The sequence below is a fragment of the Buttiauxella sp. genome, assembly GCF_049686335.1.
In the GTDB taxonomy this organism is placed as follows: domain Bacteria; phylum Pseudomonadota; class Gammaproteobacteria; order Enterobacterales; family Enterobacteriaceae; genus Buttiauxella.
Map to the genome: position 1 here is coordinate 84,673 of NZ_JBAVHX010000022.1, position 12,240 is coordinate 96,912.

Sequence of the window (12,240 nt, forward strand, 5' to 3'; positions counted from 1 at the left end):
ATTTAGGGGCTGTTAAAATGAGTGCGTTAAATAAGAAAAGTTTTCTAACTTATCTGAAAGAAGGCGGCATTTATGTCGTATTGCTGGTGCTACTGGCGATTATTATTTTCCAGGATCCAACGTTTTTAAGTTTAATGAACTTAAGTAACATTCTGACCCAATCTTCTGTGCGTATTATTATTGCACTGGGCGTGGCAGGTCTGATTGTCACTCAGGGTACTGACCTTTCAGCGGGTCGTCAGGTGGGTCTGGCTGCGGTGGTTTCTGCCACATTCTTACAGTCGATGGAAAACGTGAACAAAGTTTTCCCTGATATGCAAACCATGCCAATTGCTCTGGTTATCCTGATCGTGTGCGCTATCGGTGCCATCATTGGTCTGGTTAACGGCATTATCATCGCTTACCTGAACGTGACGCCGTTTATCACCACTTTGGGTACCATGATCATCGTTTACGGTATTAACTCCCTGTACTACGACTTTGTCGGTGCATCACCGATTGCGGGGTTTGATAGCGGATTCTCGACCTTTACCCAGGGCTTTATCAAGATGGGTAACTTTAAGCTCTCGTACATCACCTTCTATGCCCTGATTGCGATTGGCTTTGTCTGGATCCTGTGGAACAAAACCCGCTTTGGTAAGAACATCTTCGCTATCGGTGGTAACCCTGAAGCGGCTAAAGTTTCTGGTGTTAACGTTGCACTGAACTTGATCATGATTTATGCGCTGTCTGGTGTGTTCTACGCCTTTGGTGGGATGTTGGAAGCCGGTCGTATCGGTTCTGCAACCAACAACCTCGGCTTCATGTATGAACTGGATGCGATTGCGGCGTGCGTAGTCGGCGGCGTGTCATTTAGTGGCGGGGTGGGTACGGTCGTAGGCGTAGTGACCGGTGTTATCATCTTCACCGTCATCAACTACGGTCTGACGTATATCGGCGTGAACCCTTACTGGCAGTATATTATTAAGGGTGCGATTATTATCTTCGCGGTAGCGCTGGATTCACTGAAATACGCTCGTAAGAAGTAATACTCAACGTTTTACCAAGACCCGCACTTAGTATTCGGTGCGGGTTTTTTTATGCCTGCTATTTCTTCACTTCTTTCTGCAATTCCAGCAACTGCTCTGGTGTCACCGCCGGGTAAGCTTGCGCATCTTCCGGGACTTCATACATCGCAGGGATGGGCACTAGCGGCCCAAGGAAACGCGGTTCACGCTTGAAGATATATAAATCCGCCAGCGCCCCTAAACGTGCACCAAATTCGCGAACCCGCACGGTCATCATATTTTTCGGTGAAGGGACGGCGTAACACTGCGCCTGAATCCCCATATGTAGGGCGATAAACAGCGCACGTTCGCAATGGAAACGCTGAGTGATGATGATGAAATCATTGGTATCAAAGACTTTTCGGGTACGAACGATGGAGTCCAGGGTACGAAAACCGGCGTAATCCAGCACGATGTCTGCCGGGTCAACACCACCGGCAATCAGATCTTTTCGCATCGTCATCGGTTCGTTGTAACTTTGCAGCGCATTATCGCCGCTTAACAGCAGGTAGTTCACCTTGCCGCTGTTATAGGCATTTAACGCACCTTGAATACGATATTGATAGTACTGATTAATCACACCGGTCCGGTAATACTTGGCGGTGCCAAGGACGACGCCGACCTGGCGGTAGGGTAAATCCTGCAGGTCATCATAGACGTAGGGTGCAGTTTTCCAGCTTATCCAACGGTCAAGACAAAGCGCAGCTACCACAGCCAATCCGATTATTACCAACAGGCTATAAAACACGCGCTTCAACATGGACTTGCGGCTCAATAAAGGGAGGGAATTTTATCCAAGGCTACTTTACCTGGTGGTGAAGAGCAAGATTCACGAGGTTGGTCGAGTTAATTTTCAACAGTACGGGCGCATCCGCACCCGTACTGCGAGCATCAATTGAGAAGAGTACGGTCAATATTCATGCAACCCAGCGCTTTGAGTGTGGCAGCGGTGGCGTCCCATTGTGTCAGTGGCGCAGCGGCTTTCTCAGCAAGGATGGCACGCTGAATCTCGTTATAGTCGTAACCCGACAGGCTCAACAGATTCAGTGCTGCCTGCAGTGGCGGCAAGGAAGGGTTGAAGGCTGCGTTTTCCGCGTAGCTGCCTTTGAAGATCGTCCCGTCACGCATTTCCAGCGCCACACCTGATGGCGCATTACTGTACGGCGCGTGGCTGCGGTTTGCTGCGGTAATAGCGGCTTGACTCAGTTCATCGCCTTGCAATGCAAAGCCATGATCCATTTCATCAAGCAGCAAAGTTTTGATTTCTAAATCGCGTGGGCCAAAGGCATCCGGCAGATAATCGCCGAGGGTGGCAGGTTTACGGCCTGGCAAATTAATACGCAATGCCACACCGCTATTCAGTTCATTCATAAACTGACGGCAGTGACCGCATGGTGTGTAGTTAACAGTAATCGCTGAAAGTGCTTTTTCACCGCGCATCCAGGCGTGGGTAATTGCACTCTGCTCGGCATGAACGGTCTGCTGCATGGTGGAGCCTGGAAACTCCATATTGCCGCCAAAATAAAGGTTACCACTGACGCCGCGAGCCACGGCTCCCACGTAGAACTGGGATAAATCAGCACGGGCACAAGAGGCTGCGAGCGGCAATAAGGCAAACGCCAGCGCATCGTCATCCAGTCCGGTCTGAGCTTTCAGTGATTCTACTTCGGAAGCAATAAACATTGCCGGGAAATGAGAGTCAGCAATCAAGGGTTGCAGTGCGGCTTGCAGTGGAGCCGGGAGTTGTGCGAGAGCAGCCTGAAAACGTGAGCGCATGGATATTAGCCTCATAGCAAGTTATTGACCCGTAGTTTACGGGTCTGCATAGGCTTTATATGTGATCTTTATCTAATTACAAATGCAACTTATGAAATAAAGAATGAAAATGCGCGATCTCTCGCAAGTTTTAACCCACTACAGCTAAAATAATGGGGAACAGGAACGGGGCAATCAATGAGGTAATGATGCCGCAAATCACCAGTGCCAGTGAACTAAACGCACCTTCCTGGTAATCAAGTTCTGCACAGCGTGCCGTGCCCAGGGCGTGTGAAGCCGCTCCCATCGCCAGCCCACGTGATGATTTAGTCGTAATACGCATCAGATTCAACAAGGTATGACCAAACACCGCCCCCAGAATACCGACGAAAATAACGCACACCGCGCTGATGGCAGGAATACCACCGATACTGCCGCCGACCGCCATGGCAATCGGTGTGGTCACTGATTTAGGCAAGATTGATGCGGCAATTTGTGGGGTTGCGCCCATCAGCAGTGCTACCGATGTCCCGGTAATCATCGCCACCATGCTGCCGATAAAACAGATAGTGATAATGGATTTCCAACGTGCGCGAATCTGATGCAGCTGTTCGTAAAGCGGGAAGGCGAGGGCCACAACTGCGGGCTGCAGCAAGTCATTCAATATTTTACTGCCTTCGAAATAATGTTCGTAAGGCGTACGGGTGAAGACCAGAATTGGAATTATCACAATCATGGAGATCAGCAACGGGTTCAGGATCGGCGATTTATAACGTACAGCGACCTGGCGGGCGAGGAAAAAAGTCACCAGCGTTAAGGGTAAAGACCACCATAGATGATGCATCATTTTGTTTCACCCTCATGCTCACCCACGACTTTTCGTTCTCCATGGATTAAATGAGAAGACCAGCTCACCACGACCAGCACCACTAATGTACTGATAAAGCACGACACGACCACCGGGCCAAATTGCTGCTTTATCACATCGACATACTGCATAACACCCACGCCAATCGGCACAAACAGCAGTGCCATATTACGAATCAGTATCTGGCAACCTGGCTTAGCCCATTTGGCAGGAACGATTTGCAGTGACAGCAAAACAAACAGAATGAGCATGCCAATAATGCTGCCAGGAATAGTCATGGGAAGCAGTGACGAGATAGCAATGCCTGCATATAAGCATATGTAAATTATAATAAATGCTCGCAGGTACTGCCAAAGTGCGGTAAGTGAGTTACGCATAGTGATTACCTTTTAGAAAACGCATTCATCATACAATTAAACTCAAAAATGTGCTACCGGTCACATCATGAATTATTAGCATACCAAACATTCCTGGTTGGAACGCTCCAGAAAGTTTTGGGCAATAGCACAGCGCTGCGTTTTACAGGCATAAAAAAAGCGGCCCGTAGGCCGCTTTCAATTGGATAAACCAGGCTTAGTTCAAGCGTACCGGCATACCGGAACGGCCCTGAATCGCTTGATCCAATACGGTGCTGTCAACGTCTGGCTGCGCAGTAATGGCAGTCACGTTGTTCTTCAGCGTAATTGGAACAATCTCACGAGAGTTGAACTGCGCTTCAGTGGTAGACAGTGGGTTATGCACTTCAATGTAGCGTGCGCCATCTGGCTCAACGGTGGCTTTAACCGGTTCGTTGATGAACTGAACGCGAGTACCGACTGGCACTTTCTCGAACAGGAACTTGATGTCTTCGTTACGCAGACGCACACAACCGTGGCTCACGCGCAGGCCGATACCGAAGTTCGCGTTGGTACCGTGAATCGCGTACAGACGACCGATATACAGCGCATACAGACCCATAGGGTTGTCCGGGCCTGCTGGAACAACCGCTGGCAGTGGCGTACCCGCAGCAATATATTCAGCATGCATTTTCGCTGTTGGTGTCCAGGTTGGGCCAGCTTTCTTACGTTCTACTTTTGTCGTCCAGTTCATTGGGGTGTCTTTACCCAACTGGCCGATACCGATTGGCAGCACGATAACCGTGTTGGTGCCAGCCGGGTAATAGTAGAGGCGCATTTCAGCACTGTTGATGACAATACCTTCATGAACGGTATCCGGCAGGATCAACTGCTGAGGAATGTTCAGGATAGTGCCCGGTTTTGGCAAATACGGGTCAACTCCAGGGTTTGCTTCCAACATGTTGGAAAGACCCATCTGGTAACGTGCTGCGAATTCTTCCAGCGGTGCGGTGCTACCTTCAGGAATAGTGACAACCTGGTTTTGACCAATCAAACGGCTGCCATCAGTAGGCAGAGGATAGGTCACGGCAGAAGCTGTTTTGCTAAAAGACACGACAGCCACAAATGCCAGTAAAATAGTGCGTAGTTTCATATTCATCGTATGCGAAGTATTTATGGCCATGCAGGCTAGTTAGTGAAGAAACGGAGCGGTTTAGCCGCGCATTATATGTGCATTCGCGCTACCTGGGAAATCAGATGTGGATTAAATCACATTTTTTTGCGTATTGATTATTTTATCGCCAATGCATAAGCAGGGCGATCTACACATTGAGTTATGGCATAATGTGCCCGATCTCACATCTTACATAATTCTTTTATCAGGACATCTCTGTGCTAGTTTCCAGTAACGTCACAATGCAATTCGGCAGTAAGCCGCTGTTTGAAAATATTTCTGTCAAATTTGGCGGCGGCAACCGTTACGGCTTGATCGGCGCTAACGGTAGCGGCAAGTCTACCTTTATGAAGATCCTCGGTGGCGATTTAGATCCAACGCTTGGCAACGTCTCGCTCGATCCGAACGAGCGTATCGGTAAGCTGCGTCAGGATCAGTTCGCCTTCGAAAAATTCACCGTACTCGACACGGTGATCATGGGCCATGCTGAACTCTGGGAAGTGAAAGAAGAGCGCGACCGCATTTACGCGCTGCCAGAGATGAGCGAAGAAGACGGCTACAAAGTGGCTGATCTGGAAGTTCTGTACGGCGAAATGGACGGTTACACCGCTGAAGCCCGCGCGGGTGAACTGCTGTTAGGCGTCGGCATCCCTGTAGAACAGCATTACGGCCCGATGAGTGAAGTCGCTCCAGGCTGGAAACTCCGCGTATTGCTGGCGCAGGCGCTGTTCTCAAACCCTGATATTCTGCTGCTCGATGAACCGACGAACAACCTGGACATCGACACCATCCGTTGGCTGGAGACGGTGCTCAACGAGCGCAACAGCACCATGATCATCATCTCGCACGACCGTCACTTCCTGAACATGGTGTGCACGCACATGGCGGATCTGGACTACGGTGAACTGCGCGTGTATCCGGGTAACTACGACGAATACATGACTGCGGCGACCCAGGCGCGTGAGCGTCTGCTGTCTGACAACGCGAAGAAAAAAGCGCAGATTGCTGACCTGCAATCCTTCGTTAGTCGCTTTAGCGCCAACGCATCGAAATCTCGTCAGGCAACTTCTCGTGCTCGTCAGATTGATAAAATTAAGCTTGATGAAGTGAAAGCATCAAGTCGTCAGAACCCGTTCATTCGCTTCGAACAAGACAAGAAACTGTTCCGTAATGCGCTGGAAGTGGAAGCGCTGGCGAAAGGCTTTGAAGGCAACCCGCTATTCAAAGACGTTAACATGCTGCTGGAAGTGGGTGAAAAACTCGCCATCCTCGGGACGAACGGCGTGGGTAAATCTACCCTGCTTAAAACCCTGGTAGGCGAACATACTCCAGATGCGGGAACTGTGAAATGGTCTGAAAACGTACAGATCGGTTACTACGCGCAGGATCACGAGTACGAGTTTGAAAACAATCTGACGGTGTTCGACTGGATGAGCCAGTGGATGCAAGAAGGTGATGACGAGCAAGCGGTGCGCAGCATCCTGGGCCGTCTGTTGTTCAGCCAGGACGATATCAAAAAGCCTGCGAAGGTGCTGTCTGGTGGTGAGAAAGGCCGCATGTTGTTTGGTAAGTTAATGATGGAACGTCCGAACGTTCTGGTCATGGATGAACCAACCAACCACCTCGATATGGAATCTATCGAGTCGCTGAACATGGCGCTGGAAATGTACCCGGGCACGCTGATCTTCGTTTCCCATGACCGTGAGTTTGTAAGTTCACTGGCAACCCGCGTGATTGAAATTACACCAGAGCGCGTGATTGACTTTACCGGTGGCTATGAAGATTACCTGCGCAGCAAAGGTATTGACGGCTAATTTAGTTTTGTAGGGTGGATAAGCGACAGCGTCATCCACCAGTTGCACCTGATTGTCGGATGACGCTGCGCTTATCCGACCTACGAAATAACTTAATCAGCAGTTTAAAACCGCCTTTCGGCGGTTTTTTTATTGATTAAACCTTCCAACAATCCTGCACTTTCCCGCCAACAATCAAACGACGTTTCTCTCCAGCAGGTAGCGTTAACGTCATCTCTTTCCAGGCCGGTTGATAATCACCTTTACGAGTGAAGTTCACATGAATTTCATCTGCGGTGCAGCGAATTTCCCAGTTCAGCCACAGCGCATTGCCTTGCTGATACCCCCACGATTCGCCGTCATCTTCAAACAGGCTGCCGTGCGAAACGCCAGTGCCTTGCAGAGGATAAACTTTCAACTCGCGCACCGTGTCAGCTTTGGCATCCACGTGAGTAATACGTGCCGAATGAGGCAGGGCAGCTCCCGCACGAACCAGTAACGGCAAGCGTTCCAGTGGTGCATCAACCACAATACTCTGGCCGCCGCTATACCACTGACCGGTGTAGTAGTCATACCAACCTGCGCCGTTTTCCGGCAGCCAGACTTCACGCTCACGCTGGCCTTCTTCCACCACGCTTGCCACTAACAGATCTCGGCCAAGCATAAAGTCGTCACACTCGTCGAAGGTTTTCGCGTCATGCTCGTGGTCGAGGAACGTTGAGCGCAGCATTGGCTCGTCATCCGCATGCGCCTGCCATAGCAGGGTGTAGAAATAGGGCAGCAGACGATAACGCGTTTCGATAGCGCTGCGAATGGCTGGAGTAACCGACGAATACATCCACGGTTCGTTGACGGTTTGGTCGTCATTCCACGAGTGGATAGTGAAACGCGGATGCATCACGCCATTTTGTACCCAACGCACAAACAGCTCCGCATCAGGTTTGTCGCCTGAAAAACCGCCGACATCGTGCCCCACGTTATATAAACCTGACAGGCTCATGCCCACGCCCATGCGGGTGTTGTAGCGCAGCGTATTCCAGTTAGTGCGGTTATCACCGCTCCAGGTTTGCACGTAACGCTGCATCCCGGCGCAACCGGAACGGGAAATGAGATACGGACGTTTTTCCGGGGCAAAAGTTTGCTGCGCTTCGAGTGAGGCGCGCATCATTAATAGCGGCATCACCGGACGGATATTTTTGATAGCAATCTCTTCGCCAAAGCCGTGGCAACGCGCTTCACCGTCCCACACTTCGTATTCGTTATTATCGTTCCACGTGGAGTCGATGCCCATTTCCAGCAGTTGCGTGGTGACGCCGTTTTGCCACCATTTCACCGTTGCCGGGTTGGTGAAATCGAGATGCGAACCTTCGTCATCCCAGAAGATCGAACGTTCCGGGCTATCTTGCTCGGAATCCTTAATAAACAGCCCTTGCTCGACGACCTCCTGATAACGCGGATGATCCTGCAACAGGCATGGTTTGATATTGGCTGCCAGTTTGATCCCTGCATCATGGAATGCCTGGCTCATCACTTTTGGCTGCGGGACTTTGTCGTAGTTCCAGTTGAACACGTAACGCTTGTTATTAATCGACGTATAACCGGACGAAAGCTGGAACGAATCGCATGGAATCGCATGCTCCTCACACAGTTTGATAAAGCTCATCAACTGGTTTTGCGCGTCTGGCGCATCGGTGTAATGCATGGTCGAACCGCTGTAACCCAGGCTCCATTTCGGGCCAAACAGCGTTTTACCGGTCAGGCGTACAAACGCTTTGGTGACGTCTAAAACCTGCGGGCCGAGGAACAGGTAATAATCCACATCGCCCGATTCTGCCTGCCAGCGGCGGTAGGGCAGGTGATAGTTGTCGATCTCATTACCCAAATCCAGCCAGCAGCTGCTCAGGTTGTCGTAAAACATCCCAAAACTGACGTCCGGGCGGCGCGTGATGGTGAAGGGAATATGTTTGTACAACGGGTCAGTGGACTCGGCGTTATAACCCATAGCGTCCAGGTTACGCATTTCATAACGCTTACCGGTGCGCTGCAATGGGCCCGCTTTCTCGCCGAGGCCGTAGTAACGTTCTTCTTTAAAGCGACGCTGATAGTGCGCCACACCATCGCCGTGAGCATTCAATAAATACGCGCTGGTCGGGCGATCGCTGGCGAGCATTTGCCATTCGCCGTTCTGGTTCTTATATTCCCACGCAAGCCACAGCGGCTGGTGGACGGTGACGCGCAGTTTATCGGTGCTGATACACAATGTTTCGTCACGTTCTTCCAATGTAAAACCTGGCAGCGTGAAGCCTTGCAGACTCTCACGATCACGCCCTTCCCACGGCACGTCATTCTGTGGCGCAATGCTCCAGGTGCGGTTAAGCGCCAGCTTATTTTCGCGCTTAATCAGCACGCGGAACATACCTTGTTCCAGCACAAACAGGTTCAGGCGGTGCTTGCCGTCCACGCTTAACTCCACGTGGTTGGCATCAGATTTCAACAGTGTCCAGCTCTTCAAAGTTTTCATCGTTCACAATCCATTTCAGGCGCGCTTGGTGCGGCGTTCAGCAATAAAAGAAATCAGGAATACAGCGCCAATCAGGTCAAAAAAGCCCATGGCAATAAATAGCGGGTTGTAGCCAATCTTGTCGGCGGTGACGCCAATCAGCAGCGAGAATAAGAAACTGGCAATCCATGCGGCAGAACCACGCATGCCGTTGACCGTCGCCATCTGGCCTTTATCGAAGGAGTCAACAACTAGCGCGCTCAACATGCAGGAGATAATCTGGTGCCCGAAGCCGCCGACGGAGATAAGCGCAATGGTGATGTACGGGTCTTTGGTAATGGCGACCAGCGCCAGAGAAATCATCAGGAATGCGCCGGTCACGGAACTTGCCACGATGGAGTTAGTGCGAGAACAGCCAAACCAGCGGGTGTAAATCTTAGTCAGATAACCACTGGCGACGCTGCCGAGGTCTGCGGCGAGGAACGGCAACCAGGCGAACATGGCGATCTGTTTCAGATCCATGCCGCGTTCGCTTGCCAGGTACAACGGTACCCAGAAACTCAGCACCGCCCAGGCCGGTTCAGCCATAAATGCCGGAATGGCGATACCGTAAAAGCGTTTGTTTTTGCCGACGGTTTTCAGTGCGGTCAGGAAGGGCAGTTTTACCGCTTCAGGTTCGTTATCCTGCTTAATAAATTCCAGTTCTTCTTTGCTGAGGTTCGGGTGTTGTTCCGGGTTGTGATAGAACAGCCACCACAAAATCACCCATAACATCGCCAGCACGCCAGTAAACATGAACGCACCCTGCCAGCCAAAAGAAGCATGGGCAAAATAGATGATTGGCGGTGCGAGCATCGCTCCGATTGAGAAGCCAACGCCTGCCCAACCTGCGGCAATCGGGCGTTCTTTTTTCGGGAACCATTCGCCGATAGTTTTGGCGTTAGCAGGCGTTGCCGCCGCTTCGGCACCCCCCATAAAGAAGCGCAAAATGGCCAGTTGCAACCAGCTTCCGGCCCCTGCGTGCATCACACAAACCACAGCCCAAATCCCGGCGCAAACTAAGAAGCCCAGTTTCAGGCCGATAACATCAATCAACCAACCGCAGATCGGCTGGAACAGGGTGTAGGCGAGCTGAAAGGCGCCGACAATCCATGAATATTGTTCGGTAGTAATACCCAGACTGGTTTTCAGTTCTGGTGCCAAAATACCGAGGGAGTTGCGCGTAATGTAGTTGACGGTAACGCCTAATAAAAACAGCACCAGAACCCACCAGCGCAGGTTACGAATGGTGCGTTTGGCCTTAACGGCAGTGACCCCAGGATTTATGCCATGACTCATGTTGTTCTCCACGTAGAAGCAGTATCTGTCGGAATATTTGCCACAATTTAAAATTGTGAAAATTGTATCTATTTGATTAATAATTATTTTATTTGCTTCTTGCCGCGAACAGGCAGGCTCAATTGCGGCAGTGGAGAGAGCGTAAAACAGTTAGAAAATGGTCAATAGCGACTTTTATGCAAAATTTTTCATATGAAAGCCAAATACGTGGGTTTGATAACGATAAAACCAGTGATAAAGCCATAAACTTTGTCATGAGAAATTTTTCATGGCGGAAATGGGCGTAGATCACATAATGAGTAAAAAGCTAAAAATCGCCGAAATTGCAGCGGAAACCGGCCTTTCAATCAGCACGGTTTCACGTGTCCTTGCCGGGAAATCCAATACCAGCGAGCAGGCGCGGCAGCAGGTTTTGGACTGCGCCGGGCAAAAGGGCGTACTCGCGGGCATGGCTGCCGGGCGCATGTTACTTAATAGTTTGGTTGTTTTCGCACCGCAGCGTGCGTTTGATGAGCGGTCTGACGTCTTTTATTATCGTGTCACGCAAGGGCTGAGTAAGGCGCTCTCACCCCACGAGGTGCGGCTGCGTTACTGCGCGCTGGAAGAAAACGACAGTGATGCCAACCTATTTTTGAGCAAAATGAACGAGGTAGAAACAGAAGCGGCTATTTTGCTCGGCATCGACGATCCGCATATTCACGATCTGGCGGTAGATCTCGGCAAACCGTGCGTGTTGATCAACTGCCGCGATCGCAAAATGCGCCTGCCTGGTGTGGCGCCGGATCATCAGCTGATTGGCGATTTCGCGGCAAGTTACCTGTTCGAGCAGGGGCATAAATCGGTGGTGAATTTACTCTGTTTGCGCCGCTACACGATGGAGCTGCGTCTGGCGGGCATCCGCGACGCATGGGATGCCAATAATCTGCATTTTGATGACTCATGCCATCTGATTACCGCCCAGAGTTTTAGCGCTAAAGAGAGTGAAAAACTGATTAGCGAATTTCTGGAAAAAACGCCGCGCCAACAGTTGCCAACGGCGATTCTGGTCGGCGGGGATTTTATGGCGGCGGGAGCGGTGAGTGCGCTGCAAAATGCCGGGTTACGCGTGCCGCATGATATTTCGGTAATGAGTATCGACGGTTTCAATCTGGCTGCCATTCACGATGTGCCGCTGACGTCGGTACACGTCCCGCGTGACCAGTTAGGCGAAGAAGCGGTGCATATTCTTCAGCAGCGTTTAATTCGCCCGGATGCGCCGGTCGGGAATTTATTGCTCAATGGGATGTTAGTGGTGCGTGACTCAGTGCGTCGTATTCGCCCGAACAAGCGCCATACGGCGGTGAGTAGTGTGGGATTGTATGATGAGTGAAGGGCGAGTTAGGGATGATCTTTAGGACGAGATAAAAGGCGGGTTCTGAGTGAGTAAAATCG

10 protein-coding genes are annotated in these 12,240 nt (G+C 50.8%); 3 read left to right on the top strand and 7 right to left on the bottom strand.

Annotation, left to right across the window (positions count from 1 at the left end):
* The first annotated feature begins 17 nt into the window (after positions 1-17).
* Entirely contained in the window at positions 18-1,028 is a 1,011-nt protein-coding gene (mglC, locus tag WBL83_RS15020; protein ID WP_424589898.1) for a galactose/methyl galactoside ABC transporter permease MglC, read from the top strand.
* 58 nt (positions 1,029-1,086) lie between these two features.
* On the opposite strand, the gene sanA is transcribed toward mglC, so the two are convergent.
* The 5 genes from sanA to ldtB form a co-directional block, all read right to left on the bottom strand.
* Positions 1,087-1,806 carry an outer membrane permeability protein SanA gene (gene sanA, locus WBL83_RS15025; protein ID WP_424589899.1) on the bottom strand — a complete coding sequence of 240 codons (720 nt, stop codon included), beginning with the start codon at positions 1,804-1,806 and terminating at the stop codon, positions 1,087-1,089.
* Positions 1,807-1,937: 131 nt separating this feature from the next.
* A complete protein-coding gene (gene cdd, locus WBL83_RS15030) occupies positions 1,938-2,822 on the bottom strand; it encodes a cytidine deaminase (RefSeq protein ID WP_424589900.1) in 885 nt (294 codons plus the stop codon).
* 130 nt (positions 2,823-2,952) lie between these two features.
* The gene (locus tag WBL83_RS15035; RefSeq protein WP_424589901.1) at positions 2,953-3,648 is read right to left on the bottom strand and encodes a CidB/LrgB family autolysis modulator; all 696 of its coding nucleotides are present in this window, start codon (positions 3,646-3,648) and stop codon (positions 2,953-2,955) included.
* Entirely contained in the window at positions 3,645-4,046 is a 402-nt protein-coding gene (locus tag WBL83_RS15040; RefSeq protein ID WP_424589902.1) for a CidA/LrgA family protein, read from the bottom strand. The genes WBL83_RS15035 and WBL83_RS15040 overlap by 4 nt, the downstream gene beginning before the upstream one ends.
* A 196-nt stretch (positions 4,047-4,242) precedes the next feature.
* Positions 4,243-5,163, bottom strand: coding sequence for a L,D-transpeptidase (gene ldtB / locus WBL83_RS15045; RefSeq protein WP_424589903.1), 921 nt, complete (start codon positions 5,161-5,163; stop codon positions 4,243-4,245).
* Positions 5,164-5,396: 233 nt separating this feature from the next.
* On the opposite strand from ldtB, the gene WBL83_RS15050 reads away from it, so the two are divergent.
* Positions 5,397-6,992, top strand: coding sequence for an ABC-F family ATPase (locus WBL83_RS15050; protein ID WP_424589904.1), 1,596 nt, complete (start codon positions 5,397-5,399; stop codon positions 6,990-6,992).
* A 136-nt stretch (positions 6,993-7,128) separates the two neighbouring features.
* On the opposite strand, the gene WBL83_RS15055 is transcribed toward WBL83_RS15050, so the two are convergent.
* Positions 7,129-9,492 carry a TIM-barrel domain-containing protein gene (locus WBL83_RS15055; protein WP_424589905.1) on the bottom strand — a complete coding sequence of 788 codons (2,364 nt, stop codon included), beginning with the start codon at positions 9,490-9,492 and terminating at the stop codon, positions 7,129-7,131.
* A 15-nt stretch (positions 9,493-9,507) separates the two neighbouring features.
* Positions 9,508-10,809 (bottom strand): MFS transporter, encoded by a 1,302-nt coding sequence (locus WBL83_RS15060; protein WP_424589906.1) that lies wholly within the window; start codon positions 10,807-10,809, stop codon positions 9,508-9,510.
* Between the two features lie 295 nt (positions 10,810-11,104).
* Between WBL83_RS15060 and WBL83_RS15065 the strand changes: the two genes are divergently transcribed.
* Positions 11,105-12,178, top strand: coding sequence for a LacI family DNA-binding transcriptional regulator (locus tag WBL83_RS15065; protein WP_424589907.1), 1,074 nt, complete (start codon positions 11,105-11,107; stop codon positions 12,176-12,178).
* Positions 12,179-12,240: the final 62 nt, after the last annotated feature.

Coding starts and splice junctions, on each gene's coding strand:
- cdd (WP_424589900.1), bottom strand. CDS start 2,822: ATGCGCTCACGTTTTCAGGCTGCTCTCGCACAACTCCCGGCTCCACTG.
- WBL83_RS15055 (WP_424589905.1), bottom strand. CDS start 9,492: ATGAAAACTTTGAAGAGCTGGACACTGTTGAAATCTGATGCCAACCAC.
- WBL83_RS15035 (WP_424589901.1), bottom strand. CDS start 3,648: ATGATGCATCATCTATGGTGGTCTTTACCCTTAACGCTGGTGACTTTT.
- WBL83_RS15065 (WP_424589907.1), top strand. CDS start 11,105: ATGAGTAAAAAGCTAAAAATCGCCGAAATTGCAGCGGAAACCGGCCTT.
- mglC (WP_424589898.1), top strand. CDS start 18: ATGAGTGCGTTAAATAAGAAAAGTTTTCTAACTTATCTGAAAGAAGGC.
- WBL83_RS15040 (WP_424589902.1), bottom strand. CDS start 4,046: ATGCGTAACTCACTTACCGCACTTTGGCAGTACCTGCGAGCATTTATT.
- sanA (WP_424589899.1), bottom strand. CDS start 1,806: ATGTTGAAGCGCGTGTTTTATAGCCTGTTGGTAATAATCGGATTGGCT.
- ldtB (WP_424589903.1), bottom strand. CDS start 5,163: ATGAATATGAAACTACGCACTATTTTACTGGCATTTGTGGCTGTCGTG.
- WBL83_RS15060 (WP_424589906.1), bottom strand. CDS start 10,809: ATGAGTCATGGCATAAATCCTGGGGTCACTGCCGTTAAGGCCAAACGC.